The sequence below is a fragment of the Janthinobacterium sp. YR213 genome, from assembly GCF_900099875.1.
Lineage (GTDB): Bacteria > Pseudomonadota > Gammaproteobacteria > Burkholderiales > Burkholderiaceae_D > Janthinobacterium > Janthinobacterium lividum.
The window spans coordinates 117,828-143,188 of record NZ_FNDA01000007.1; the positions used below are offsets into that span (position 1 = coordinate 117,828).

Below are 25,361 nucleotides of genomic sequence, written 5' to 3' on the forward strand. Positions count from 1 at the left end.
TAGACAGGACACACATGAAAACCAAAGCAGCGATTGCATGGAAGGCGGGCGCCCCGCTGACGATCGAAGAAGTCGACCTGGCCGGCCCGCGCGAGGGCGAAGTACTGGTCGAGATCAAGGCCACCGGCATTTGCCACACCGATTACTACACCCTGTCGGGCGCCGATCCGGAAGGCATCTTCCCGTCGATCCTTGGCCATGAAGGCGCCGGCATCGTCGTCGATGTGGGCCCGGGCGTGAAAAGCCTGAAGAAGGATGACCACGTCATTCCCCTGTACACGCCGGAATGCCGCCAGTGCAAATTCTGCCTGTCGCAAAAAACCAACCTGTGCCAGTCGATCCGCTCGACCCAGGGCCGCGGCCTGATGCCGGACGCGACCTCACGCTTCTCCATCGACGGCAAGCCCATCTTCCACTACATGGGCACGTCCACCTTCTCGAACTACATCGTCGTGCCGGAAATCGCCCTGGCGAAGATCCGCGAAGATGCGCCATTCGACAAAGTCTGCTACATCGGCTGCGGCGTGACGACGGGCGTGGGCGCCGTGCTGTTTACGGCCAAGGTGGAAGCGGGCGCCAATGTGGTCGTGTTCGGCCTGGGCGGCATCGGCCTGAACGTGATCCAGGCGGCCAAGATGGTTGGCGCCGACAAGATCATCGGCGTGGACATCAACCCGGCGCGCCAGGCCATCGCGCGCAAGTTCGGCATGACGCATTTCGTCAACGCCAACGAGGTGGAAAACGTTGTCGACACCATCGTGCAGCTGACGGACGGCGGCGCCGACTATTCGTTTGAATGCATCGGCAACACCACCACCATGCGCCAGTCGCTCGAGTGCTGCCACAAGGGCTGGGGCCAGTCCATCATCATCGGCGTGGCGGCTGCCGGCCAGGAAATTTCCACCCGTCCATTCCAGCTGGTGACAGGACGCGTGTGGAAAGGTTCCGCCTTCGGCGGCGCGCGCGGACGCACGGACGTGCCGAAGATCGTCGACTGGTATATGGAAGGCAAGCTCAATATCGATGATTTGATCACGCACCGTTTGAAACTGGAAGATATCAACCAGGGTTTCGACCTGATGAAGAGCGGTGAATCGATCCGCTCCGTCGTGCTGTATTAATTGACATACGCCGTACCACGGCGTTTTTGCGGAGGCTGCGGCCTCCGTTTTTTTGCCGCCGCGTTTGCCATCCATCGGGCCTGGCTGTCGCCTAACCCTTCATCCCGGCACTTCATCGCACGGCGCTGGCGGTGCCGGCCGCCAGCGCTTATCGTGATTCTCGTCGCTGTACCACAGCGGCTTTACGGAGGCCCCTGGCCTCCTTTTTTTTACCCGTGCTTTGCCACTCATCGCGCAAGCCTGCCGTCCAGGTGCGCCTTTTTGCAGCCTGTCGCACCGCGCTGGAGCCGTGAGCTTTCCGTCGTTAAAGTCAATGCTCCACTACTTTTGCGACGAGGCAGCCATGTCCACTTCCCACCGTTTGATCCTCAGCCTGGCCGGTATCCTGCTTGGCGGCAGCGCGCTGGCCGTGCAGCCGCCGCAACCGCCCGCGCCCCCGGCCGCGCCGGCCGCGCCCAGCGTGCAGGTCAGCCGTTCGCTCGACAAGGGCGAAAGCTATGCGCTCGTTGATGGCACCAGGGATAGCGAAGGCGTCATCGTTGTCGACAGCGATATTCATTCGCAGCAGGTGGAAAAACTCAAGCGCTCGATCAAGGGGCCGTTCCTGTGGTTCCGCGACCAGGGACAGGCCTACGTGTTGCAGGATGCGGCCTTGCTGGGCAAGGTACGCACGGCATGGCTGCCCTCGAAACAGCTGGGCAAGGAGATGAGCGCGCTTGGCGATCAAATGGGCGCGCACGGCAAGGCCATGGGTGACATGGGCCGCAAGATGGGCGCCCGCAGCCTGGAAAAGGGCAGCGCGCGCGAGTCGGAACAGCTGCGCGCGCTGGGCCGCCAGCAGCAGGAGCTGGGCCGCAAGCTCGGCGACGCCTCGCGCCGCCAGGCGCTGGCAACGAGCGGCACGGCGCGCCGCGCGGCCGAGCGCGACGTGGAGCGCCTGCAGCAGCAGATGGAAGATGCGCAGGAAGAAATGGAAGAGATCAACGACCGCATCGCCGACGTGCACGAGCGCGAGGCCGAGAAAATGGAGCAGATGTCGCGCCAGATGGAGCAGCGCAGCAAGCCGATGGAAGCGCTGGGCAAGCAAATGGACGACCTGGGCCGCCAGCAGGAAAAAGTCGTCAAGATCGCCGACAAGACCACGCGCCAGGTGATCGCCCAGGCGCTCAGCGAAGGCAAGGCAAAGCTGGTGCGCTGAATGTTGTGCTGAATCAGCGGGCCAGTGGCTTGCGCATCAGGCAGCGCAGCGCCGGATCGTGCCCGTCCTGCGCTTCGCGCGCCAGCTTGAGCGCGTGACCCGCGCCCAGCGCCGCGGCCTCGATTGCGCTGAAACCGTGGCGCGCATAGTAGGGCGCGTTCCATGGCAGGTGGCGATACGTGCTCAGTGTCAGGCATGCGCAGCCCAGCGCCCGGGCATGGGCCGCCGCCGCGTCGAGCAGGCGCGCCCCCAGGCCCTGCCGTTGATGCGGCAGGGCAACGGACAATTCCACGATGAACCACTGGCCGTCGAGCGGCTGGGCGGCCAGGAAACCCGATGGCCTGTCCTGGCCATCGGCGGCCACCCATACGCCGCCATGCTGCCGCAGCATCTGCAAGGTGCTCAGTGGCAAGGGTTCTCCCTGCGCCAGCCACGCCAGTTCGGGGCCTGCGTGGCCAAACAGGGCTGCGGCGCTGCGCTCGACCTGGGCCAGCAGGGGCAGGTCGCCGCCGGTGGCTGCGCGGATGGCGTAGCTCACGGCGTGTTCCACACGGCGGCCACGGCGCGGTATTGCGCCGGCAGCTGCTCTCTGGCGTCGTGCTCGCTGGCATACACCTCATCCTGTACCGTGTCCCAGTGCGCGTCGCAGCTGAAACGGTAGACTTGCGCCTCGTCCCCGTAGCGGCACACGGCCAGGCCGTGAATGGCGATGGGGGCGGCGCCGTCTTCACTGGTGACGTGGCCGAAGGGCAGGCCGGACCAGGCCCAGGCCAGTACGCGGGCGCCATCGAGGTGGCTGGGAGGTGTCATGGGCATGTTTTCGTCAGCTGTGCAGTGATGCCGATTGTAGCGCGCACGCGGCGAATGCGGCGCGACCGCTGGACAAATGCACAGTATTTTTAGCCATGCCGGTATAATCACGGGATGCAAAATCTTCTTCACAACCTCAATCCCGAACAATTGGCTGCCGTCACCTTGCCGGCGCAGCACGCGCTGATCCTGGCAGGCGCCGGTTCGGGCAAGACCCGCGTGCTGACCACCCGCATCGCGTGGCTGATCCAGACCCAGCAGGTATCGCCGCCCGGCATCCTGGCCGTGACGTTTACCAATAAAGCCGCCAAGGAAATGCTCACGCGCCTGTCGGCCATGCTGCCGATCAACACGCGCGGCATGTGGATCGGCACCTTCCACGGCCTGTGCAACCGCCTGCTGCGCACGCACTACCGCGACGCGGCCTTGCCGCAGACGTTCCAGATCCTCGATTCCCAGGATCAATTGTCGGTGATCAAGCGTTTGTTGAAGGCAAACAATATCGATGATGAAAAATTCCCGCCGAAGACGGTGATGTATTTCATCAACAATGCCAAGGACCAGGGTTTGCGCGCCACGGACGTGGAAGCGTACGACGCGCACGAGCGCAAGATGGTCGAGCTGTATCAGCTGTACGACGACCAGTGCCAGCGCGAAGGCGTCGTCGATTTCGCGGAATTGCTGTTGCGCACGTATGAATTGCTGAGCCGTAACCAGCCCCTGCGTGAACACTACCAGGCCCGTTTCCGCCACATTCTCGTGGACGAGTTCCAGGATACGAATAATCTGCAATACAACTGGCTCAAATTGCTGGCCGGTCACGGCAGCCGCGATGGCGGCGCCCTGTTTGCCGTCGGCGACGATGACCAGAGCATCTATGCGTTCCGCGGCGCCAACGTGGGCAACATGAGCGCTTTCGAGCACGAGTTCCAGGTCAAGAACTTGATCAAGCTGGAGCAGAACTACCGCTCGCACGGCCACATCCTCGACAGCGCCAACGTGCTGATTGCGAACAATAGCAAGCGCCTGGGCAAGAATCTGCGCACGGACGCGGGCCATGGCGAGCAGGTGCGCGTGTACGAAGCCAGTTCCGATCTGCAGGAAGCACAGTGGATCATCGAAGAGGCGAAAAGCCTGATCGCCGATGGCGCCTCGCGCAGCGAAATCGCCATCTTGTACCGCTCGAATGCGCAGTCGCGCGTGATCGAACACGCGCTGTTCTCGGCCGCGATTCCGTATCACGTGTATGGCGGCCAGCGCTATTTCCAGCGCGCCGAAGTCAAGCACGCGATTGCCTATTTGCAATTGATGGACAATCCGCACAACGATTCGGCCTTCTTGCGCGTGGTCAATTTCCCCACGCGGGGCATCGGCATGCGCTCGATCGAGCAATTGCAGGCCGCGTCGGAGCAGTACGGCATTTCGCTGTATGCGGCCGTGCCGTATGTGGCGGGCAAGGCGGGCAGCGTGCTGGCCGGTTTCGTCAAGCTGATCGAGGGCGTGCGTTTCGAAACGCAGCAATTGTCCTTGCCGGAAATGGTCAGAGTGGTGCTGGAAGCGAGTACCTTGCTGCAACACTATCAAAATGAAAAAGAGGGCGCCGACCGCATCGAGAACTTGGAGCAGATGGTCAGCGCGGCCAGCCAGTTCATTTCCGAGGAAGGTTTCGGCCAGGGCGCACCGGCCCACCTGGGCCCTGCCGCCCAGGCGCAATCGGGCGCACCCGTCGTCAACCAGGATGGCATCGAAATCCTGGACGCCGACGCGCCGCTGCCGGCCGTGATGTCGCCGCTGTCCGCCTTCCTGTCGCACGCGTCGCTGGAAGCGGGCGACAACCAGGCGCAGGCGGGCCAGGATGCGCTGCAGATGATGACCGTGCACTCGGCCAAGGGCCTGGAATTCGACAATGTCTTCATCACGGGCCTGGAAGAGGGCCTGTTCCCGCACGAAAGCAGCTCGAAGGAAGACAACGGCGTGGAAGAGGAACGCCGGCTGATGTACGTGGCGATCACGCGCGCGCGCAAGCGGTTGTACATGAGCTTTTCGCAGACGCGCATGCTGCATGGCCAGACGCGCTACAACATGAAATCGCGCTTCTTCGACGAATTGCCGGAAGAATCCTTGAAATGGCTGTCGCCGAAGGTGCAGGCGAACTGGTTCGGCAACCGCAAGTCGGCCTGGGACGAGGCGCCCAAGGTGGCCAGCCTGGGTTCGGACAATGCGATTGCACAAAAGATCGCGCAAAAAGCCACGGGCGGCGGCTGGCGCATCGGCGAATCCGTGGCGCACGCCAAGTTCGGCGAAGGCGTGATCGTCAATATCGAAGGCGGCGGCGGCAATGCGCGCGCGCAAATCAACTTCGGCCAGCACGGCATGAAGGTGCTGGACCTCGGTATCGCCAAGTTGGAACGACTGGGACGATGAATGCCGGGGTCAGACCCGTCGGGTCTGACCCCAGTTTTTTGCTGCTGGGATTACTGCTTGTCCAGCGACACCGTCTTGCTCTCATCGACGGGCACGCCGAAGATCTGGCGGTAGGCGACGTAGAACGAGCAATGCATGATGATGGTCAAGATCATCGACAACGGCATCATCAGCTGCATCATCAGCGGCGTGCGGCCAAAGATGATGGCCAGCAACTGGCTGGTGACGACGCTGATGGCGAACCAGGTGGCGGCGAAGACGATGAAGGCCGACAGCGAACGCCAGACGGCGAAAAAGCTGAAGAACAGCGCCTTGCCCAGCCCGGTTTGTTTCCAGTAGATCAGCGGTGCAGCAAAGCAGAAGGCCATGGCGGCCGGCACGTACAGCACGATGGCCAGCAGGATGCCGAGGCCCAGGCGCGATTCGGGGATGGCGGTGCGCGCCGCTTCTTCCGTCAATTGCCCGGTGACCAGTTGCCACAGCAAGCCGTCGTCCACCAAAGTCGAGGCGCCGATGGCCACGATGGCCATCAGGATGTACAGCACGCCCAGGCCGAACAGGGAAGGAAACGCGGGTTTGCGGAAGCCCGAGATCAACAGGCTGGGCAGGACGCGCTTGCCCTGGTCGATGTGCAGGCAGCCTTGCACGAAGGCGACGGAAAAGACGGGCACGAGGATGACGGGCAGCATCTGGCCGAGCACGGGCACGATGCTGACGGCCAGCATGCAGAACATATAGCCGAGAAACAGCATCGACATGCCGCCAGGTTGCTTGCGAAACAGGGCGAAGCCTTGTTTCACCCATTGCCAACCTGTACTTGCAGGTAATTTTTCCATGTTTAAAACAGTTCCGGAGCAGGTGTGGCGATACGTTCGCGCAGAATGCGTTCGAAATGCGTGGGATCGTGCGGGGTCAGCATTTCCGCTTCGCGCGGCTGGTAATAATCGTACAGGCGCGACAGCCAGAAGCGCAGCGCGGCGGCGCGCAGCATCGGTTGCCATGCCGTTTGTTCTTCGTGCGTAAACGGGCGCACGGCCTGGTAGGCGTCGAGCAGGGCGCGCACGCGCACCGTGTCGAGCACGCCCGTGTCCAGGTCCACGCACCAGTCGTTGACGGTGACGGCCACGTCGAACAGCCAGGTGTCGCAGCCGGCAAAGTAAAAGTCGAAAAAGCCCGTCAGTTGCTCGCCGTCAAACATGACGTTGTTGCGGAACAAGTCGGCATGCACGGGACCGCGCGGGATGGCTTTATACGTATCGCAGGCAGCAAACGCGTCCTGGAAATGGATTTCCGCGCGCAGCAAGTGCGCCCTGGCATCGTCGAGGTGGTGCAAGACCAGCGGCGTGGTGGTGTTCCACCAGTCCAGTCCCCGCAGATTCGGCTGTTGCAGGGGGAAGTCCTGCGCCGCCAGGTGCATCTTCGCCAGCATGGCCCCCACGGCCGCGCAATGCACGGCTTGCGGCGCCATCTGCGAGCTGCCGTCGAGTTTGCTGACGATGGCGGCCGGCTTGCCTTGCAGGGCCGTCACCAGTTCGCCGTCCGCATTGGCGATTGGCGCCGGCACCAGTACGCCCCGGTCCGCCAAATGGCGCATCAGTTGCAGATAAAACGGCAATTGCGCGAAGCTGAGGTTTTCAAAGATCGTCAGCACGTACTCGCCGCACTCCGTGCTCAGGAAGAAATTGCTGTTTTCGATGCCGGACGCGATGCCCTTGAGCGCCAGAGGTTTGCCGAGTGGAAACTGCGTGATCCACTGGCCGATATCGTCCAGGTGTAGCGCGGTAAAAACTGCCATGGGAAAGAGAGGATTGGTCTAAAAGGTCAAAAAAAGCCGGCTGCCCCGCAGGTGGCCGGGGCAGGGCAGAAGAGAGTGGCTGCTTACTTCGCTGGTGCGGGCGGCGCTGGCGCGTCCGCTGCCTCTTCGTCGCGTTGTTTCTGTTTCTTCTTGCCCAGATCAAATTCCAGTACTTTCCATTGCGGGCCGCGCAGGGCGCCGCTATGGGCCTGGTCGCCGCCGGCGGCCGGCTTCATGTAATAGGTGCTGCCGCCGCTCGTGACTTTCACTTCGGACGTCACGCCCGCTTCGCGTTTCTCGGTAATCTGCTGCTTGGCCGCGGCCGGTGCCACGGTGATGGGCGCTTCGCCCATTTCCTCGATACGTTCCAGTTGTGGCGGCGCGTCGCTCGGTTTGGCCGGCGTCTGGGCGCTGGCGATGGCCGAACATGCCAGCAGGGGCAGGGCGAGGAATGTCCAGAGTGTCGATGTACGCATCATGATGGGTTCGCTTCCATGTGAGGGACTGCAGCGCGTGCAGTGGTGTAATGCCGTCAATTTATCTATAAGGCATTGTAACAAACTGGTAGGCAATGCTGCTTAATACGGCTGATTAATGCGCCGAAATGGCCCGCAGCGGCCGCCCGCGCGCCCGCATGGGGCTGCCGGGGTGATAAAAACGCCAGGAACGGCACGTGTTGCGGCCGGTGGCGTGGCCCTAAACTCTGCGATAATTGTGCGATATTCCGCCCGTCCGCCGCTGTTTCGTCCCGGCTGGCGCGGCTCACCTTATTTTATTGGCATTATGCAAAACACCCTGCTGTTAGTCGACGGTTCCAGTTACCTTTATCGTGCCTTCCATGCGCTGCCCGACCTGCGCAGCCCGGATGGCTATCCCACGGGCGCCATGCACGGCATGGTCAACATGCTGCGCCGCCTGCGCGCCGATTACCCGGCCGCCTACATCGCCTGCGTGTTCGATGCCAAAGGCAAAACTTTCCGCGATGATATGTATCCGGAATACAAGGCCACGCGCGCTTCGATGCCGGACGACCTGCGCTTGCAGATCGAGCCGATCCACGAAGCCGTGCGCGCCATGGGCTGGCCGATCCTGATGGTCGACGGCGTGGAAGCGGACGACGTGATCGGCACCCTGGCCGTGCAGGCCGCTGCCGCCGGCATGAACGTGGTGGTGTCGACGGGCGACAAGGACCTGGCGCAGCTGGTCAACAGCCAGGTGATGCTGATCAATACCATGAGCAATGAAAAGCTCGACGAAGCGGCCGTGCTGGCCAAGTTCGGCGTGCCGCCGAACCGCATCATCGATTATCTGTCGCTGATCGGCGATACGGTCGACAACGTGCCCGGCGTGTCGAAATGCGGCCCGAAGACGGCCGTCAAATGGCTGACCTTGTACGACAGCCTGGAAGGCGTGATGGAAAACGCGGCCAAGGTGGGCGGCGCCGTCGGTGAAAACCTGCGCACGGCCCTGCCATGGCTGCCGCAGGCGCGCGCCTTGATCACCGTCAAGACCGATTGCGATCTGTCCGGCCACATGACGACGATCGCCGACTCGCTGGTGGCGAAACACGAAGACAAGGAAGCGCTGCTGGCCTTCTTCCAGCGCTACGGCTTCAAGGCCCTGCTGCGCGAACTGGGCGCGGCGGCGCCGCCGATGTCGCCCGTTGGCGCGCCTGCCGCCGCTGGTGCCGCCAGCAACACCACGGGCGACATGTTCGCCGACGCGGCCCCGGCCGTGGAAGCCGACTATGAAACCGTGCTGACGGACGAGCAGCTGGACAAATGGATCGCCCTGATCGATGCGGCGCCCCTGACGGCCGTCGATACGGAAACCACGTCGCTGGAACCGATGACGGCGCAGATGGTCGGCATTTCCCTCTCCGTGGCCGAGCATGCCGCCTGCTACATCCCGCTGGCCCACGACTACGCGGGCGCGCCCGAGCAATTAAGGCGCGAACACGTGCTGGCGAAATTGCGCCCGTGGCTGGAAGATGCGAACAAGCCCAAGCTGGGCCAGAACCTGAAGTATGACAGCCACATCTTCGCCAACCACGGCGTGACGTTGCGCGGCATCGCCCACGATACCCTGCTCGAATCGTATGTATTTGAATCGCACAAGAAGCACGACATGGACAGCCTGGCCCTGCGCCACCTGAACTACACGACCATCCCGTTCGAGGACGTGTGCGGCAAGGGCGCCAAGCAGATCACGTTCAACCAGGTGGAAGTGGAGCAGGCGGCGAAATACGCGGCCGAGGATGCGGACGTCACCTTGCGCTTGCACAATGCCATGTGGGGCAATGTGGCGAACGATGAGAAGCTGACTTTCATCTATGAAAAGATCGAGATGCCGACGGCCGTGGTCTTGCAAAAGATCGAGCGCAATGGCGTGCTGATCGATGACGAGCTGCTCAACATCCAGTCGGCCGAGCTGGCCGTGAAAATTCTCGAACTGGAAAAGAAGGCGTATGAACTGGCCGAACAGCCATTCAACCTGGGTTCGCCCAAGCAGATCGGCGAAATCTTCTTTGACAAGCTGAAACTGCCGGTGGTCAAGAAAACCCCGACGGGCGCGCCGTCGACGGATGAAGAAGTCTTGCAAAAGCTGGCCGAAGATTATCCGCTGCCCAAAGTGCTGCTGGAATACCGCGGCATGGCCAAGCTGAAGTCGACCTACACGGATAAGTTGCCGAAAATGATCAACGTCACCACGGGACGCGTGCACACGAACTATGCGCAAGCCGTGGCCGTGACGGGACGATTGGCGTCGAACGACCCGAACTTGCAGAATATCCCCATCCGCAGCGCGGAAGGCCGGCGCATCCGCGAAGCCTTTATTGCGCCGCCCGGCAGCCATATCGTCTCGGCCGACTATTCGCAGATCGAATTGCGCATCATGGCGCACATCTCGGGCGATGAAGCCATGCTGCGCGCGTTTGCCGACGGCATCGACATTCACCGCGCCACGGCCGCTGAAATCTTCGGCGTGCCGGCCGCGGAAGTACAAAGCGAGCAGCGCCGCTACGCCAAGGTCATCAACTTTGGTTTGATCTACGGCATGAGCGCGTTCGGCCTGGCCGGTAACCTGGGCGTGGACCGCACGGCCGCGCAAAGCTATATCGACCGCTACTTTGCCCGCTTCTCCGGCGTGAAACAGTATATGGAAGATACGCGCCAGCAAGCCAAGGCGCGCGGCTACGTGGAAACCGTGTTCGGCCGCCGTTTGTGGCTGCCGGAAATCAATTCGCCGAACGGCCCGCGCCGCCAGGGCGCGGAACGGGCGGCGATCAATGCGCCGATGCAGGGCACGGCTGCCGACCTGATCAAACTGGCCATGATCGCCGTGCAAGGCTGGCTGGAAACGGATGGCTTGCAGACGAAGATGATCATGCAGGTGCACGATGAACTGGTGCTGGAAGTGCCGGACGCCGAGCTGGAACTGGTCAAGCGCAAGCTGCCGGAACTGATGGCGGGCGTGGCCGCGTTGAAAGTGCCGCTGACGGCGGAAGTGGGCGTAGGACGCAACTGGGACGAAGCGCATTGATGCTGCGTCGGCTTACGCGGGGCATGCCCCGCCAAGCCGACCTACATGTTTACTTGAGCAATGACCGTAGGTCGGCCTAGCGCAGCGTAAGCCGACATTTCCAAACGCAATACCTTCAGGAGAAACGCATGAGCGACATGATCACCGATTGTGAAAGTTTGCTGGGCCAGAGCAGTGTGTCCGGGCCGGATGGCCGGCGTGGTTTCCTGAAGGTGGCGCTGGGCGCGGGCTTTGCCGTGGCCGTGCTGCCCGTGGCGGCGCAAAATGTCATCAAGACGGACTCCGCCGGGCTCGTCACGGGCACCATGTCGGTGATGGTCGATGGCCAGGCCGTGCCCGTGTACGCGGCCCAGCCGGAAGGCAAGACGGGCTTGCCCGTGGTACTGGTCATTTCGGAAATCTTTGGTGTGCATGAACATATCGCCGACATGGCGCGCCGCTTCGCCAAGCAGGGTTATCTGGCGCTGGCGCCCGATTTGTTCGTGCGCCAGGGCGATCCCACCAAGGTGGCCAGCATTGCCGATTTAATGAAGGGCATCATCGCCAAGACGCCGGACGCGCAGGTGATGGCGGACCTCGATGCGGTGGTGGCATGGGCGAAACAGAATGGCGGCGACACGAGCCGCCTGGGCATCACGGGCTTTTGCTGGGGCGGGCGCATCACATGGCTGTACGCGGCGCACAATCCGGCCGTCAAGGCGGGCGTGGCCTGGTATGGCCGCCTGGTGGGCGAAGCGACTGCCTTGCAGCCGAGCAATCCCATCGATATCGCCGCCAGCTTGAAGCCTCCCGTGCTGGGCTTGTATGGCGGCAAGGATACGGGCATCAGCCAGGAATCGATCGGCAAGATGAAGGAGGCGCTGGCCAAGGGCGGCAACCCATCCGAGTTTGTCGTCTATCCCGATGCGGGCCACGCCTTCAATGCCGATTACCGCCCCAGCTATGTGGCGGCCGATGCGAAAGACGGTTATGCGCGCTGCCTGGCCTGGTTCAAGAAGCATGGCGTGGCGTGATGCCGCAACAGAAAAATACCGCATTTCCCAGAAATTGACGCGAATGGCGCACCGGGCTGTAAAATGCCCGGTTCGCGCCAATGCAGTACAATTGCATCTTCACTGCGCCACGCTGCCGCCAAGCGCGCACAAGATTGAATAAAAAGCAATATTATACAGATCAAGCCAGACGCCAGCATTGCGGGCGCCCGTAGGCCGGCGCCATTTTGAGGTAAGAAAATCATCGATCCCGTCCTTATATCCATTTTGCTCGCGACCACGATCGCGGGCGTCTTCAGCATTACCGCGGCGGCGATCTTTTCGTTTGCATTCCTGTCCAAAGTGGTCGAGCGCATGGTCAGCTTGTCCGTCGGCATCATGTTGTCGACGTCCCTGCTGCACGCCTTGCCCGAAGCGTTCGAATCGCAGGCGGATCCGCGCAGTCTGTTCGCCACCCTGCTGGCGGGCTTGCTGGCCTTTTTCATGCTGGAAAAATTCGCGATTTTGCGCCATTCGCACCACCACGAAGGCGACGGCCACCACCATGCGCACGGCCACGACAAGCACGAGGCGGGCAAGGCCGGCTGGATGATTTTAGTGGGCGACGGCATGCACAACTTTACGGACGGCATCCTGATCGCCGCCGCTTTCCTGGCCGACCCGAAACTGGGCCTGGTGACGGGCCTGGCCATCATCGCGCATGAAATCCCGCAGGAAATCGGCGACTTCATCGTGCTGCTCAATGCCGGTTTCTCGCGCCTGCGCGCGTATATCTTCAATCTGCTGTGCAGCCTGATGGCGGTGGCGGGCGGCTTGCTCGGCTATTTCACCCTGGACCGCGCCAGCAATTTGATTCCTTACGTGCTCGTGTTCGCCTCGTCCGGCTTCATCTATATTGCCTTGAGCGACCTGATGCCGCAGATGCAGCGCCGCGCCACCTTGCGCGAAACCATTCCGCAAGTGCTGTTGATCGCGCTGGGCGTGTGCATCGTGCTGTTCCTGACGCATAAGCGCCACGGCGGTTGATGCCTGGCGCTGTCGGCGCAGTGCTACCTATGCTATATTGCCTTTCTGACTAACTTGCACAGAAAGGAGGAAAATATAATGGAAGAAAACTTGTTGCTCGCCTTGTGGCGCGCACGCTCTTTAAGCGCATTTGCCAGCTCTTGCCCACGTTCTATCGCGCTGCGATAACCTGGCCAGAGCAAAGTCACCCTCCCAGACGAGTCCTTTCCTGGTACTCCGTTGTCGTTAGCGCTCCTGTTAACGCGGATGCTTGCATCCCGAACAAAGACAAGAGCCATGACTACCCTTATCTCTACACAAGCTTTACAACTGGATACCCACGACGGTTTCCTCTTCAACGAACTCGCCTTTACCTTGCGCCAGGGCGACCGCATCGGCCTGATCGGCCACAATGGCTGCGGCAAATCCACCTTGCTGGGATTGCTCAGCGGCACGCGAGAAGCCACTGCCGGCACCATCCACTATGCTCGTGCCTGCCGCTTGCAGCACGTGGAGCAGCACTTGCCGCCGGAACTTGCCAAGCTGAGCCTGTACGACGCCTTGCTGGCGCCCGTGCTGGAGCAGCCGGAATTGCATTGGCGGGTCGACAGCCTGCTGGCCGAACTGGGTTTTGACCAAGAAACGGCGCAAGTGCCCGTGCATTCGCTGTCCGGCGGCCAGCACACGAGACTATTGCTGGGGCGTGCCCTGCTGCAGGAGCCGAACGTGCTGCTGCTCGACGAACCGAGCAATCACCTGGACTTGCCGTCGCTGCTGTGGCTGGAGCAATTCCTGCTGGCCTGGCGCGGCGCCTTCATCCTCGTCTCGCACGATCAGCGCCTGCTCGACAACGTGGCCACGCGCAGCTGGATCTTGCGCGATAGCCGCCTGTACGATTTCGATTTGCCGTGCGGCCCCGCGCTGGCGGCGCTGGCCGAGGCGGACGTAGCCGCTGCCGCCCGGCATGCGGCCGAACAGAAGGAAATCGACCGCCTGTCGGCCAGCAGCGCCCGCCTGGCCTTGTGGGGCCGCACCTATGACAATGAAGACCTGGCGCGCAAAGCCAAGACCATGCAGCGGCGCATCGACAAGCTGAAGGATGTGCAATCGTTCGTCAGCGACGGCGCGCCCTGGCGCTTGAGTCTGCGCGGAAAGGCGCTGGCGGCCGACCAGCTGCTGGCGCTCGACGGGCTGGATGTGCGCGCCGTGCCTGCCTCGCCACGGTTGTTCCAGGTCGGCCAGCTGTGGCTGAAACCGGGCGACCGGGTCGCCTTGCTGGGCGCCAACGGCAGCGGCAAGTCGTCGCTGCTGCGCCTGTGCTGGCAAGCGATCCAGGCACAGGAGGAGCGCAGCGACTTGCGTTATCACAAGGCGGCGAACATCGGCTATTACGACCAGTCGCTCAAGCAGCTGGCCGATACGGCCGACCTGTCCGACGCCCTGTACCCGTTTGCCGCGCAAAACGAGGCTGCCCGCAGCCAGGTGGCGCGCAAGCAGGCGTTGATTGCGGCCGGTTTCCCGTATGCGCGCCATGGCCAGACGGTGGCGACCCTGAGCGGTGGCGAGCGGGCGCGGCTGCTGTTCCTCGGGCTGTCCCTGGCCAGCTACCACTTGTTGCTGCTGGACGAGCCCAGCAATCACCTGGACATGCAGGGCAAGGCGGAACTGGGGCAAGCGTTGCTCAGCTTTGCGGGTGGCTGCCTGCTGGTGTCGCACGACCGCGACCTGATCGAGACGGCCTGCAACCGGTTTTGGGTGGTGGCCGATGGCGGGCTGGAAGAGTGGCTTGACGCGGCCAGCGCGTATGCACGGCTGAGTCTTGAGGATGGACAGGCGTCGACGCCTGCGCCGAGCGTGGAGCCTGCGTCTGCGGTACTGACGGACATCGACGTGCAGCTGGAGCGCTTGTGCGAACTGGAGCAACTGCTGGCGGAAGACCTGGCGAGAAAACCGCGCCACCAGAAGCCGGTCAGCCAGCAAGCGTGGCTGGCGGAACTGGAGCGCTTGAATCAAGCGCTGGGGATAACGTCGTAGTTTTCCACTGGTAAAGAAATGGCGGACCATCTGGTCCGCCATTTTTTAACTCCCCGTCGCCACGGGCCGCGCCGGATCGGCGCACCATTCGCTCCACGAGCCCGGATACAGGGCCGCGCCAGGCAAACCCGCCACTTCCATTGCCAGCAGGTTGTGGCAAGCCGTCACGCCGGAACCGCACTGCATGATGGCTGCTTGTGGCGCATCAAACAATGCGCTGAAATCGCGTCGTAGTTTCTCGGCGCCTTTGAAACGGCCGTCCGCTTGCAGATTGTCCTTGAAGAAACGGTTTTTCGCGCCGGGGATATGGCCGCCCACGGGGTCGATGGTTTCGTTTTCGCCGCGATAACGGTCGGGCGCGCGCGCGTCGATCACCGTCAACGCCTGGGTTTCCAGGTTGGCAACGACGTCCTGCACGCTGACCGTGCGTGTCAGGCTGGATTTTTCCGTCAGGTTGCCAATAGGGCGGGGCGCCACCGGCGTGACCAGCGGCAAGCCTTGCGCTTGCCAGCCGGCCAGGCCGCCGTCGAGCACGGCCACGGCTGGATGGCCGACCCAGCGCAGCAGCCACCACAAACGGGCGGCGAACATGCCGCCTTGCCCGTCATAGGCGACCACTTGCGTATCGTCATTGATGCCCCAGCCGCGCAGGGTGGCCAGCAGGGCGTTGCGGTCGGGCAGCGGATGGCGTCCGGTAAAGTCCGCGCCGCGCGCCGTCTTGAGGCCGGACAGGGCCGTGTCGATATCGGCGAACTGGGCGTTCTGGATGTGGCCGGCGGCAAACGCATCGCTGCCGGCCCTCGGGTTGAGCAAGTCGTGGCGGCAATCGAGGATGACCCAGTTGCTGTCATTCAGGTGGCTGGACAAATCATTGCTGTTGATCAAGGTCGTATACAAGGTCATGACTCCTTACACTTCGCTGGCGATGGGATCCGTGCGCGCGATCGCCGCGCCACGGGCCGTGTTGCGGGTATTGTAATAGGTTGCCGCGATGCCGGAAGCGAGAATGATGCCGATGCCGGCCCAGCCATGCCAGTCGAACAGGTCGCCAAAGATCACCACGCCCCAGAAGCTGGAAAAGACGATGCCCGTGTATTGCAGGTTTGCCACCACGAGGGTCTTGCCCAGGCGATAGGCGCGCGTCATGGCCATCTGCGCCATGGTGGCGCACAGGCCGATGGCGGCCAGCAAGCCGATGCCGTAGCCGCTCGTGTGCGCGTGCCAGACGACGGGGCCGCCGCCGGCGCTGGCCACGTGGCCGATCACGCCAGCGAGGAAATTGACGACCGAGAAATAAAACACGACCCGGTATTCGGGTTCGCCCAGCAGGCCCAGCTTGCGCACCTGCAGGTAGGCGAGGGCCGACAGCATGCCGGAAATCAAGGCCGTGATGGCGCCAGCCGCCTGGTCCGTCTCGAACACGGGCTGCAGCAGCAGGGTCACGCCGACAAAGCTCATGGCAATGGCCGCCACCAGCGGCCACTCGACTTGCTTCGTTGCTTTCCACCAGCCGCCGGCCAGCAGGATCACGGCGATCCAGATGGGCGCCATATAGTTCAGGGTCATGGCGGTGGCCAGCGGCAGGATGGCGATGGCATAAAACCACAGCCACAGGGCGATCACGCCCACCACGCCGCGCCACAGATGCTGGCCCGGCATCGTGGTTTTAAAGCTGCCACCCTGATAGAGGATGGTGCAGCTCATGACGGTCATGCCGATGATGCCGCGGTACATGACGATTTCGGACGTCGAATACATATCCGACGCCAGCTTGACGCACACGCCCATGATGGCGAACATGAAACTTGCAAACAGCATCCAAAGAGATTGCATCTGATTCCTGAAAAACGCGGGGATAAAAAAAGGCCGCACGAGGCGGCCCTTGAGGGACTACAGTTCGATATTGTTGCGGTACCACTCGTGGAAATGCTGCATGCCATCTTCCATCGGCGACTGGTAAGGGCCCACTTCGCTGACGCCGCGCGCCATCAGGGCCTTGCGGCCCGCGTCCATGCGTTGGGCGATTTCATCGTCCTCGACACAGGTTTCCATGTAGGCAGCCCGTTCCGCTTCGACGAAGTCGCGCTCGAACAACACAATTTCTTCCGGGTAATAAAACTCCACCACATTGCGCGTCTTTTGCGGGCCGTCGGGCCACAGGGTCGAGACGACGAGCACGTGCGGATACCATTCGACCATGATGTTCGGATACAGGGTCAGCCAGATGGCGCCATACGGCGGAGCTTCGCCGCCGCGGAATTGCAGCACCTGCTCCTGCCATTTCTTGTAGGCAGGCGAGCCGGCTTGCTGCAAGCCGCGGTGCACGCCCACCGTTTGCACGCTGTAATCCTTGCCGAATTCCCAGCGCAGGTCGTCGCAGCTGACGAAGCTGCCCAGGCCCGGGTGGAACGGTTCCACGTGATAGTCTTCCAGATAGACTTCGATGAAGGTCTTCCAGTTGTAGTCGCACTCGTGGATTTCCACGTGGTCGAACATATAGCCGGAAAAATCGAGGTCTTTCGAGACGGACAAATCTTTCAATTTTTCCATCACGTTGTAGCCATTTTGCTCGAACAGCAAGCCGTTCCAGCTTTGCAGCGGCGTTTTCGACAGGTTCAGGCACGGCGTCTCGGGGAAATGCGGCGCGCCGATCAATTCACCCTTGAGGTCGTAGGTCCAGCGGTGCAGCGGGCAGACGATATGATTCGCATTGCCGCGGCCATTGAACATCAGCGCCTGCCGGTGACGGCACACGTTGGACAGCACTTCGATGCCATTGGCGTTGCGCACGAGCATGCGCCCTTCGTTCTCAGACGCCAGGGTCGCAAAATCGCCGGTTTCCGGCACCATCAGCTCATGCCCGACATAGCGCGGGCCGGCTTGGAACAATTGCTGCATTTCACGCTGCAACAGCGTTTCGTCAAAATAGACGTGGACCGGAAGTTGCGCGTTTGAACGCGCCAGCTTGGCGTGAGTAGCCAGATCGGACATCCCAACCCCCCATAAATGTACAACGGTCAGCAGTGCCCCAGGCCATTCCCTGGGCAACCGCTACAGAGAGAAAGAATCCGCAAAGACCTGAATTCAAATTTGTTGAAACGGTATTTCGGACAGAACCGGCGATTATAGCGCGGATCGGCCTCGGCATTATCAAACTCCCCCGCGAAATAGCCTATTAATGAGAAACATTGTCATTTGGCGCGCAATTTTCGGCAGAGAGGGGGGATTCGGCTAAAATTCACTGACAAGCTGGCAACGCTATTGACTTTGAGCGCGCCGATTGCGCTTTAGTTTTCACTTAATAGTGTGGTTTGTTCTAAAATAACGCTTCTATGCTGGCCGGGAATCCCCGGCGTCTCCCTACAAGCCCCTCGTGCCACGAAGAGATCTGAGTCTATGTCGAAGAAATTAACTGCCGCTGCCGCAGCGCCGGCCTCGTTTGAAGAGGCAATGGCGGAACTGGCGCAGCTGGTAACGCAAATGGAAGCGGGCCAGTTGCCGCTGGAAGCATCGGTCGCGGCGTATCAGCGCGGCTCGGAACTGGTCAAGTATTGCGCAAGCCAGCTCGACAGCGTCGAAGCGCAGGTGAAAGTACTCGAAGGCGACATGTTGAAACCGTTCGTGGATGCCGGTGAGGCCGCCCAATGATGGCCAGCATGCAACAAGATGGCGTGACCTTCGGCGACTGGATGCAAGCCACCCAGTCCGGCGTGGAAGCCCGGCTCGACCAGCTCCTGCCGGCGGCCGATACCGTGCCGCACAAGCTGCACGCTGCCATGCGCTATGCGCTGCTGGGCGGCGGCAAGCGCGTGCGTCCGTTGCTGGTGATGGCGGCTGGCGAACTGTTTAATGCCGATCAAGATACCCTCGCCCGTGCTGCTTGCGCGCTGGAAATGATTCACGTGTATTCGCTCGTGCATGACGACATGCCGTGCATGGATGACGATGCCTTGCGCCGTGGCAAGCCCACCGTGCACATCGCCTACGATGAAGCGACGGCCCTGCTGGTCGGCGACGCGTTGCAATCGCAAGCGTTCATGCTGCTGGCCGATGGCGCTGCCATTCCTCCGGCGCGGCAAATGGCGATGATCAAGCTGCTTGCGCACGCCTCCGGTTCGGCCGGCATGTGCGGCGGCCAGGCGATCGACCTCGACAGCGTCGGCCTGGCCTTGACCTTGCCGCAGCTGGAACAGATGCATCAACTGAAAACGGGCGCCTTGCTGCGCGCGGCCGTGATTCTCGGCGCGCTGGCCGGCAAGGCCTTGACGGCGGACGAGATGACGGCGCTGAACGCGTATGCGCGCGCCGTCGGACTGGCGTTCCAGGTGGTCGACGATGTGCTCGACGCAACGGCTGATTCGGCCACCCTGGGCAAGACGGCAGGCAAGGATGCGGCCGCCAACAAGCCCACTTACGTATCGATACTGGGGCTGGAACCATCGCGAGCCCTGGCAGAACAATTGCGGTGCGACGCCCATGCGGCGCTGGCGCCATTCGGGGACAAGGCACGCCGTTTGCGCGAGCTGGCGGACCTGGTCGTGCAGCGGAAGGCATAAATGAAACTGTTAGAAACCATCAATGAACCAGCGCAAGTGCGCAAGCTGGCCCGCTCGCAACTGGTGCCGCTGGCCCAGGAACTGCGCAGCTTCCTGCTCGACTCCGTTTCCAAGACGGGTGGCCACTTGTCGTCCAACCTGGGCACGGTCGAGCTGACTGTCGCGCTGCATTACGTGTTCAACACGCCGCACGACCGCATCGTGTGGGACGTGGGCCACCAGACCTATTCGCACAAGATCCTCACGGGCCGCCGCGAGCGCATGCATACCCTGCGCCAGAAGGATGGCATTTCCGGCTTCCCGAAGCGCGACGAAAGCGAATACGACACCTTTGGCACGGCGCACTCGTCGACGTCGATCTCGGCCGCGCTGGGCATGGCGCAGGCCGCCAAGATCAAGGGTGACCCGCTGCATGCGATCGCCGTGATCGGCGACGGCTCGATGACGGCCGGCATGGCTTTCGAGGCGATGAACAATGCGGGCGTGCAGGAAGACGTCAACTTGCTGGTGATCCTAAACGACAACGACATGTCGATCTCGCCGCCCGTGGGCGCCCTGAACCGCCACCTGGCGCGCCTGATGTCGGGCCAGTTCTACGCGGCAGCGAAAAATGTCGGCAAGTCCGTCTTGCCCGGCCCCGTGCTGGAACTGGCGAAGCGCTTTGAAGAGCACGCCAAAGGCATGGTCGTGCCCGCCACTATGTTCGAAGAGTTCGGTTTTAACTATATCGGTCCCATCGACGGCCACGACCTCGATTCGCTGATCCCGACCTTGCAAAATATCAAGCAATTGAAGGGCCCGCAATTCCTGCACGTGGTCACCAAGAAGGGGCAAGGCTACAAGCTGGCCGAGGCGGAACCGATTTTGTACCACGGCACGCCGAAGTTCAATCCGCTGGAAGGCATCAAGCCGGCGACGGCGCCGGGAAAGATGACGTACACGGAAGTGTTCGGCAACTGGCTGTGCGACATGGCCGCCCACGACAAGCGCCTGGTGGGCATCACGCCAGCCATGCGCGAAGGCTCTGGCATGGTCAAGTTCGAACAGCAATATCCGAACCGTTACTTTGACGTCGGCATTGCCGAGCAGCATTCCGTGACGTTTGGCGCGGGCCTGGCCTGCGAAGGCTTGAAACCCGTCGTGGCCATCTATTCGACCTTCCTGCAGCGCGCCTACGACCAGCTGATCCACGACGTGGCCCTGCAAAACCTGGACGTGACGTTCGCGCTGGACCGCGCCGGCCTGGTGGGCGCCGATGGCGCCACGCACGCGGGCAATTACGACATGGCATTCCTGCGCTGCATCCCGAACATGGTCATCATGGCCGCGTCCGACGAAAACGAATGTCGGCAAATGCTGACGACGGGCTACCATTATCCGGGCCCGGCCGCGATCCGCTATCCGCGCGGCGCCGGCGCCGGCGTGGCCATCGTGCCGGAACTGACGAGCATTGAAATCGGCAAGGGCGAGATCAAGCGCCAGGGCAAGCGCATCGCCATCCTGGCCTTCGGTTCCATGGTGGCGCCTAGCGTGGCGGCGGGCGAGAAGCTCGACGCGACGGTGGCGAACATGCGCTTCGTCAAGCCGCTCGACGTGGCACTTGTGAAACAGCTTGCCGCCGACCACGATTACCTGGTGACGGTGGAAGAGGGCTGCATCATGGGCGGCGCCGGCTCGGCCGTGGCCGAGGCGCTGGCAGCGGAAGGCATCGTCAAGCCGATCCTGATGCTGGGCTTGCCCGACACCTTCATCGACCATGGCGACCCCGTGCAACTGCTGAAAAGCGTGGGCCTGGACGCCACCGGCATCGCCGCGTCGATCGAGCAGCGCTTTGGCGGCACGCAGCCGCCGCGCCTGGCAGCTGTCAGCTAAGCTGGCTTGCATACGGAAAAGCGACATCGCGGTGTCGCTTTTTTTTCGTCTGCTGTCATTTACGTTGCACTGCAACATTTTTCGCCGGGGAATGCTACGATGACGCTTTGATACCTTTCAAAGTCGATCTTGCATTTCAGGAAACTTCACCGCCGTTCGCGCGCGCTGGCCAGCCGCTGGCTGACGGGCATGCACGCCTATACCGATACCCTGGCGCAGCGCCGCCCCCTGTGGATGGTCAGCCTGGCCATCGATGAAACGAACCTGTCCGAAGGCTTGCGGGCCGCCTGCGCTTCGAGCGCCATGCTGCTGCTGGGCCTGCTGTTCGACCACCCCGATTTTTCCTGGGCCGCCATCGGCGCCTTCTGGACTTGCCTGGCCGACGCGGCGGGCACGCGGCGCATGCGCTTCGTCTCGATGGTGGGCTTCGGCTTGCTGTCGACGGTGGCCGGCGGCCTGACGGCGCTGGCGGCCGGCCATGGCCTGGCGGCGGCGGCCGTTGCCGTGCTGCTGTTTTCCTGGGCCGGCGCGCTGGCGCGCATCTGGGGCGCGGCCACGGCGCAGGTGGCCATCCTGGCCGCCACGGCGTGCGTGGTGATGGTCACGCATCCGCTGGAATCGATGACGCAGACGGCGCCTTTCCTGGGCCTGTACATGTTCGGCTGCCTGTTCGCCACCGTGCTCAGTTTTACCATCTGGCGCATCCACCCGTTCAGCCCTGCCAGGCGCGCCATTCGCGCCGCGTATTCGCGCCTGGCCGGGATCGCGCGCGACAATGCGCGCTTTCTCGCACATGATGCCGCGCAGGCAGACGCGGCAGCGCATGGCGCCAGCTACCGTTCGCAGGCCCGCGCCGCGCTGGAAGCGGCGCGGGTGGCGCTGGCCGCCGTGCCGCCCGCGCGCGCGGGCCGCAGCGCCCTGTACGACAACCTGCTGCTGGCGCTCAGCGACGCCGAGCGCATCTTCGCCTATCTGATCGCCGTCACGCATACGTGCGAGCGTGAGCAGCAGCGCCTGCGCCAGGACCCGCGCGCGCGGCGCAGCCTGGAAGTGATGGCCGTGCTGCTGCGCCGCCTGGGGCAAGCCGTGCAGCGCCAGCCGGAAACGCCGCCTTTGGCCTTGCAGCGCCGCCTGGCCGGCTGCGGACGGCGCCTGGAAGCGGCGCTGGGCGCCTTGCTGCCGCTGCGCCTGAACGTGGACTTCATGGAGCTGGGCTTGCCGCGCGCGGCGCAGCTGCCGTGGCGCGAGGCGGCTTTCCTGGCGCTGGGGCAGGCGTGGCAGACGGCAAAAGTCAACGCCACGCCGCAGTCGCTGAGCTGGCGCCATGCGGCGCGCGTGTCGCTGGCGACGACGGCCGGCTTCCTGCTGGTCGAGGCCTTGCATATTCCCTTCGGCTACTGGGCCACCATGGCGACCTTGCTGATACTGCAGCCGTCCGTGTCGACCACCTGGCCGCGCGGCATCGAGCGGGTCGCGGGCAGCGTGCTGGGCGCCGTGCTGGCCGTGCTGATCGGCCTGGTCATTTACACGCCGCTGGGCATCTCGCTGGTGGTGTTTCCCCTGATCGTCGCCACCATGGCCTTGCGCCGCGTCAGCTACAGCCTGCACGTGCTGTTCATGACGCCGGCCTTCGTGCTGGTGGCCGATTATGCGGCGCCCGCCAGCGAGATGGTGTATGCGATGAGCCGCCTGGGCAACAATGTGCTGGGCTGCGTGCTGGCCCTGCTGGCCACGTTTTTCCTGTGGCCGGACCGCGAGGCGGACGACCTGGACCAGCGCCTGGCGAAAGCCGTGTCGGCCAACCTGAAATACCTGCTGGCCGTGCTGGCGGCGGGTGGACGCTGGGATAGCGCCATCGCGCGCCTGCGCCGCGAGGCGGGACTGGCCAGCAATAACGCGGAACAGGTCTTGCAGCGCTTGCGCATCGAGCGCCGCCTGGACCGCAGCAGCGGCGTGGGTCTGGCGGCGCTGCGCACCCTGCCGCTGCTGCGCCGCGTGGCGGGCAGCACGGCGCGCATCAGTCTGAGTCCCCAGGCCGAGCCTGCGCCGCCCGAATTGCAACGGTGGATTGCCGCCGTCAGCGGGGAAATCGATGCCTTGCTGCGTGGTGAAGCCGATGCCGGCGCGCCTGCTCCGTGCATTGCCGAGGGATTGACGGCCCTGCAGGCCGATGCCGTGGCCCAGGTGCAGCTGCTGCGCGGCTTGCTGCGCGAGCATGTGCAGGCGCTGGCCGGCGGCGCGCGGTGACGCCATCGTGCTGACGCGTTTTTTCGGCGTCGTGTAGCCGCTCGGCCGGCTGCGCCCGCAACCGGCCTTTACTGATTGCGGCGCCAATATTGTATAGACGTTTGGCGCCTTTCAATCTCTCCAAATTCCACATTTCATGGGCTGTCCCGATATATTTTCCAAACTGGAAATTTATCGAAAGGAAACGTTGACTCTAAAATAAGTGCGGTCTATATTCGATTTTGTAGCAAGCAAAGATGAAATTTCTTACGACTGGTCTGACGCGATTGCCTGGTGCAATAGCTCACATGGAGAGTAGTAAATGAAAAAGATTGCCGCATTTATTTTTACCGTGGGATTGAGTGCTTCCTATGCCATTGCTTCGGATATCGGCTGCTCCAGCTGCGAAGAGGAATTGCGGGAATGCACGATGATGAACGGCGACAGATCCCCCTTTTGCATAGGCAGTTACAAAGCCTGCCTGAAAGTCTGCCAAATCGGCGCCTGATATCCATGTTGCATTGCGAGGCGGCCGGCAAGCGCACGCTAGGCCGGCCGCCCTCGATCATTGACGCCTCTGACAATACTTATGATGCAGAAAAAAATTAAAACCATCGCCATGTATGGCTTGATCCTGGCCGCCGGCCTGGGCAGCGGGTATGGCCTGTCCTTGTTGCCCGGTTTGCTCAAGCCGAATTACACCGAGGGTAATTACGCCGCATATTTCCCGAATGCCCAGGCGAAGGTGGTGCTGTACGGTACGGATTGGTGCGGCTATTGCGCCAAGACGCGCGCGTATTTCAAGGAAAACAAGATCGAATTCGTCGATCTCGATATCGAGAAATCACCGGAAGCGAGAAAAGCCCATGAAGAACTCGGCGGCGGCGGCGTACCCGTGGTCTTGATCGGCAACCGCAAGATCCAGGGTTTCAATACTGGCGCGCTGGAAGCGGCGCTGAAGAAAATCTGACGTTTCAACTTGTCAACTTGAAAGGCTCACCATGTTCAAAAAGATTGCCGCTTTCCTGTTTGCCGCCGGCGCTGCGCTGTCCTTCAGTGTCCATGCCGGTGGCCCTGACTGCACCTTTGTCTGCGAACGCAACCTGCTCGATTGCGTGGAATTCGGCCAGCCGGCCTGCATGGAAAATTATCAGGCTTGCCAGAAGGAATGCCTGCGCCCGCCGCATAACTGACGCGCGGAGGCACTTATGGATGACGCGTAAGGGACGGCGCGCCATGGATGTTGCTCATCGTCTGATATTTCCACAAAGGAGTACCAATGTTTAAAAAACTGGGTTTCTTTTTGTTTGCCATGGGCGTCAGCGCCTCGTATGCCATCGCTGGCGGCGGCGAGCCGGAATGCTACGCGCAGTGCGAGGACGATCTGGCGCAGTGCATGACGGACCATCCGAGGGCGCCAGGAGCTTGCTTCAAGATTCACCAGATGTGCAATAAGAGCTGCGATCCATACTTGCCGTAAATAATGATTGCCGGTCTGCGTCTGCCAGTCTCCTGGCCAGGCCGGCCGAATCAACTCATCCGTCCTGCAGTCTCTCATTTCCAAAAAGGAGTGTGTATGTTCAAAAAGCTGGGTTTCTTTTTGTTTGCCATGGGCGTCAGCGCCTCGTATGCGATGGCCAGTAGTACCGCCGACATTTCCGAATGCCAGTCCGAGTGCTATATGGCGCTCGATGCCTGTGTCATGGAGTTCAGTGTTCCTTCATGCGTCCGCGCCAATAAAGTGTGTCTTCAGGCCTGCGGCTGAGTAACACCCTGCCAGCTGGT

The 25,361-nt window shown here is 62.3% G+C and carries 24 protein-coding genes; 16 read left to right on the forward strand and 8 right to left on the reverse strand.

All coding sequences use genetic code 11. From position 1 onward, the window contains the following. The first annotated feature begins 14 nt into the window (after positions 1-14). Both BLT98_RS25785 and BLT98_RS25790 read left to right on the forward strand, forming a co-directional pair. Positions 15-1,121, forward strand: a complete 1,107-nt coding sequence (locus tag BLT98_RS25785) for an S-(hydroxymethyl)glutathione dehydrogenase/class III alcohol dehydrogenase (protein WP_070253806.1) — start codon at positions 15-17, stop codon at positions 1,119-1,121. Positions 1,122-1,464: 343 nt separating this feature from the next. Beyond that, positions 1,465-2,319, forward strand: coding sequence for a hypothetical protein (locus BLT98_RS25790; protein WP_139179379.1), 855 nt, complete (start codon positions 1,465-1,467; stop codon positions 2,317-2,319). Positions 2,320-2,332: 13 nt separating this feature from the next. Here the strand turns inward: BLT98_RS25790 and BLT98_RS25795 are convergent, their stop codons facing one another. Beyond that, on the reverse strand, positions 2,333-2,857 hold the full coding sequence (locus BLT98_RS25795) for a GNAT family N-acetyltransferase (protein ID WP_092612820.1): 525 nt from the start codon (positions 2,855-2,857) through the stop codon (positions 2,333-2,335). Continuing rightward, the gene (locus BLT98_RS25800) at positions 2,854-3,129 is read right to left on the reverse strand and encodes a hypothetical protein (RefSeq protein ID WP_170846500.1); all 276 of its coding nucleotides are present in this window, start codon (positions 3,127-3,129) and stop codon (positions 2,854-2,856) included. Before BLT98_RS25800 ends, BLT98_RS25795 begins: the two co-directional genes overlap by 4 nt. A gap of 114 nt (positions 3,130-3,243) precedes the next feature. Here BLT98_RS25800 and BLT98_RS25805 point away from each other — a divergent pair, with 114 nt between their 5' ends. Further along, the gene (locus BLT98_RS25805) at positions 3,244-5,553 is read left to right on the forward strand and encodes a UvrD-helicase domain-containing protein (protein ID WP_034784806.1); all 2,310 of its coding nucleotides are present in this window, start codon (positions 3,244-3,246) and stop codon (positions 5,551-5,553) included. Between the two features lie 50 nt (positions 5,554-5,603). Here BLT98_RS25805 and BLT98_RS25810 read toward each other — a convergent pair whose 3' ends face one another. The 3 genes from BLT98_RS25810 to BLT98_RS25820 all read right to left on the reverse strand — a co-directional run bounded on the left by BLT98_RS25810 (position 5,604) and on the right by BLT98_RS25820 (position 7,827). Beyond that, on the reverse strand, positions 5,604-6,389 hold the full coding sequence (locus BLT98_RS25810; protein ID WP_092612826.1) for a BPSS1780 family membrane protein: 786 nt from the start codon (positions 6,387-6,389) through the stop codon (positions 5,604-5,606). Positions 6,390-6,391: 2 nt separating this feature from the next. After that, positions 6,392-7,348 (reverse strand): homoserine kinase, encoded by a 957-nt coding sequence (locus tag BLT98_RS25815; protein ID WP_092612829.1) that lies wholly within the window; start codon positions 7,346-7,348, stop codon positions 6,392-6,394. An 83-nt stretch (positions 7,349-7,431) separates the two neighbouring features. Continuing rightward, positions 7,432-7,827 (reverse strand): hypothetical protein, encoded by a 396-nt coding sequence (locus BLT98_RS25820; protein WP_070278239.1) that lies wholly within the window; start codon positions 7,825-7,827, stop codon positions 7,432-7,434. Positions 7,828-8,131: 304 nt separating this feature from the next. On the opposite strand from BLT98_RS25820, the gene polA reads away from it, so the two are divergent. The 4 genes from polA to BLT98_RS25840 all read left to right on the forward strand — a co-directional run bounded on the left by polA (position 8,132) and on the right by BLT98_RS25840 (position 14,922). Continuing rightward, complete coding sequence (polA, locus tag BLT98_RS25825; protein ID WP_092612833.1) at positions 8,132-10,891, forward strand: DNA polymerase I; 2,760 nt, start codon at positions 8,132-8,134, stop codon at positions 10,889-10,891. A gap of 128 nt (positions 10,892-11,019) precedes the next feature. Continuing rightward, positions 11,020-11,904, forward strand: a complete 885-nt coding sequence (locus BLT98_RS25830; protein ID WP_092612835.1) for a dienelactone hydrolase family protein — start codon at positions 11,020-11,022, stop codon at positions 11,902-11,904. Positions 11,905-12,150: 246 nt separating this feature from the next. After that, a complete protein-coding gene (locus BLT98_RS25835) occupies positions 12,151-12,909 on the forward strand; it encodes a ZIP family metal transporter (RefSeq protein ID WP_052140365.1) in 759 nt (252 codons plus the stop codon). A gap of 276 nt (positions 12,910-13,185) precedes the next feature. Beyond that, entirely contained in the window at positions 13,186-14,922 is a 1,737-nt protein-coding gene (locus BLT98_RS25840) for an ABC-F family ATP-binding cassette domain-containing protein (protein ID WP_092612838.1), read from the forward strand. Between the two features lie 45 nt (positions 14,923-14,967). Here the strand turns inward: BLT98_RS25840 and BLT98_RS25845 are convergent, their stop codons facing one another. From BLT98_RS25845 to BLT98_RS25855, 3 genes are read right to left on the reverse strand one after another with little or no spacing between them, the layout of a single operon-like run. Continuing rightward, on the reverse strand, positions 14,968-15,819 hold the full coding sequence (locus BLT98_RS25845; protein ID WP_092613076.1) for a sulfurtransferase: 852 nt from the start codon (positions 15,817-15,819) through the stop codon (positions 14,968-14,970). 12 nt (positions 15,820-15,831) lie between these two features. Continuing rightward, entirely contained in the window at positions 15,832-16,755 is a 924-nt protein-coding gene (locus tag BLT98_RS25850; RefSeq protein WP_035824654.1) for a DMT family transporter, read from the reverse strand. A gap of 57 nt (positions 16,756-16,812) precedes the next feature. Continuing rightward, positions 16,813-17,913 (reverse strand): aromatic ring-hydroxylating oxygenase subunit alpha, encoded by a 1,101-nt coding sequence (locus BLT98_RS25855; RefSeq protein WP_092612841.1) that lies wholly within the window; start codon positions 17,911-17,913, stop codon positions 16,813-16,815. A gap of 405 nt (positions 17,914-18,318) precedes the next feature. Between BLT98_RS25855 and BLT98_RS25860 the strand changes: the two genes are divergently transcribed. The 9 genes from BLT98_RS25860 (at position 18,319) to BLT98_RS25900 (ending at position 25,341) form a co-directional block, all read left to right on the forward strand. Continuing rightward, positions 18,319-18,570, forward strand: a complete 252-nt coding sequence (locus BLT98_RS25860; protein ID WP_034784821.1) for an exodeoxyribonuclease VII small subunit — start codon at positions 18,319-18,321, stop codon at positions 18,568-18,570. Between the two features lie 8 nt (positions 18,571-18,578). Then, positions 18,579-19,478: a polyprenyl synthetase family protein gene (locus BLT98_RS25865; RefSeq protein ID WP_092613079.1), complete on the forward strand. Its 900-nt coding sequence runs from the start codon at positions 18,579-18,581 to the stop codon at positions 19,476-19,478. Then, a complete protein-coding gene (gene dxs / locus BLT98_RS25870) occupies positions 19,479-21,350 on the forward strand; it encodes a 1-deoxy-D-xylulose-5-phosphate synthase (RefSeq protein WP_092612844.1) in 1,872 nt (623 codons plus the stop codon). A gap of 129 nt (positions 21,351-21,479) precedes the next feature. After that, the gene (locus BLT98_RS25875) at positions 21,480-23,597 is read left to right on the forward strand and encodes an FUSC family protein (RefSeq protein ID WP_348272749.1); all 2,118 of its coding nucleotides are present in this window, start codon (positions 21,480-21,482) and stop codon (positions 23,595-23,597) included. A gap of 301 nt (positions 23,598-23,898) precedes the next feature. Beyond that, positions 23,899-24,084 carry a hypothetical protein gene (locus BLT98_RS25880; RefSeq protein WP_034784824.1) on the forward strand — a complete coding sequence of 62 codons (186 nt, stop codon included), beginning with the start codon at positions 23,899-23,901 and terminating at the stop codon, positions 24,082-24,084. Between the two features lie 81 nt (positions 24,085-24,165). Further along, positions 24,166-24,546, forward strand: coding sequence for a glutaredoxin family protein (locus BLT98_RS25885; protein ID WP_034784825.1), 381 nt, complete (start codon positions 24,166-24,168; stop codon positions 24,544-24,546). Between the two features lie 31 nt (positions 24,547-24,577). After that, positions 24,578-24,769: a hypothetical protein gene (locus tag BLT98_RS25890; RefSeq protein WP_070278226.1), complete on the forward strand. Its 192-nt coding sequence runs from the start codon at positions 24,578-24,580 to the stop codon at positions 24,767-24,769. 86 nt (positions 24,770-24,855) lie between these two features. Continuing rightward, a complete protein-coding gene (locus BLT98_RS25895; RefSeq protein WP_070258768.1) occupies positions 24,856-25,056 on the forward strand; it encodes a hypothetical protein in 201 nt (66 codons plus the stop codon). A gap of 96 nt (positions 25,057-25,152) precedes the next feature. Then, positions 25,153-25,341 (forward strand): hypothetical protein, encoded by a 189-nt coding sequence (locus BLT98_RS25900; RefSeq protein ID WP_034749095.1) that lies wholly within the window; start codon positions 25,153-25,155, stop codon positions 25,339-25,341. The last annotated feature ends 20 nt before the right edge of the window (positions 25,342-25,361 follow it).

Bases quoted from the DNA above. Each gene is read 5' to 3' on its own strand.
- BLT98_RS25885 (WP_034784825.1), top strand. From the start codon at position 24,166: ATGATGCAGAAAAAAATTAAAACCATCGCCATGTATGGCTTGATCCTG.
- BLT98_RS25860 (WP_034784821.1), top strand. From the start codon at position 18,319: ATGTCGAAGAAATTAACTGCCGCTGCCGCAGCGCCGGCCTCGTTTGAA.
- BLT98_RS25865 (WP_092613079.1), top strand. From the start codon at position 18,579: ATGCAACAAGATGGCGTGACCTTCGGCGACTGGATGCAAGCCACCCAG.
- dxs (WP_092612844.1), top strand. From the start codon at position 19,479: ATGAAACTGTTAGAAACCATCAATGAACCAGCGCAAGTGCGCAAGCTG.
- BLT98_RS25790 (WP_139179379.1), top strand. From the start codon at position 1,465: ATGTCCACTTCCCACCGTTTGATCCTCAGCCTGGCCGGTATCCTGCTT.
- BLT98_RS25855 (WP_092612841.1), bottom strand. From the start codon at position 17,913: ATGTCCGATCTGGCTACTCACGCCAAGCTGGCGCGTTCAAACGCGCAA.
- BLT98_RS25895 (WP_070258768.1), top strand. From the start codon at position 24,856: ATGTTTAAAAAACTGGGTTTCTTTTTGTTTGCCATGGGCGTCAGCGCC.
- BLT98_RS25785 (WP_070253806.1), top strand. From the start codon at position 15: ATGAAAACCAAAGCAGCGATTGCATGGAAGGCGGGCGCCCCGCTGACG.
- polA (WP_092612833.1), top strand. From the start codon at position 8,132: ATGCAAAACACCCTGCTGTTAGTCGACGGTTCCAGTTACCTTTATCGT.
- BLT98_RS25900 (WP_034749095.1), top strand. From the start codon at position 25,153: ATGTTCAAAAAGCTGGGTTTCTTTTTGTTTGCCATGGGCGTCAGCGCC.
- BLT98_RS25830 (WP_092612835.1), top strand. From the start codon at position 11,020: ATGAGCGACATGATCACCGATTGTGAAAGTTTGCTGGGCCAGAGCAGT.
- BLT98_RS25810 (WP_092612826.1), bottom strand. From the start codon at position 6,389: ATGGAAAAATTACCTGCAAGTACAGGTTGGCAATGGGTGAAACAAGGC.
- BLT98_RS25805 (WP_034784806.1), top strand. From the start codon at position 3,244: ATGCAAAATCTTCTTCACAACCTCAATCCCGAACAATTGGCTGCCGTC.
- BLT98_RS25820 (WP_070278239.1), bottom strand. From the start codon at position 7,827: ATGATGCGTACATCGACACTCTGGACATTCCTCGCCCTGCCCCTGCTG.
- BLT98_RS25890 (WP_070278226.1), top strand. From the start codon at position 24,578: ATGTTCAAAAAGATTGCCGCTTTCCTGTTTGCCGCCGGCGCTGCGCTG.
- BLT98_RS25815 (WP_092612829.1), bottom strand. From the start codon at position 7,348: ATGGCAGTTTTTACCGCGCTACACCTGGACGATATCGGCCAGTGGATC.
- BLT98_RS25880 (WP_034784824.1), top strand. From the start codon at position 23,899: ATGAAAAAGATTGCCGCATTTATTTTTACCGTGGGATTGAGTGCTTCC.
- BLT98_RS25800 (WP_170846500.1), bottom strand. From the start codon at position 3,129: ATGACACCTCCCAGCCACCTCGATGGCGCCCGCGTACTGGCCTGGGCC.
- BLT98_RS25850 (WP_035824654.1), bottom strand. From the start codon at position 16,755: ATGCAATCTCTTTGGATGCTGTTTGCAAGTTTCATGTTCGCCATCATG.
- BLT98_RS25840 (WP_092612838.1), top strand. From the start codon at position 13,186: ATGACTACCCTTATCTCTACACAAGCTTTACAACTGGATACCCACGAC.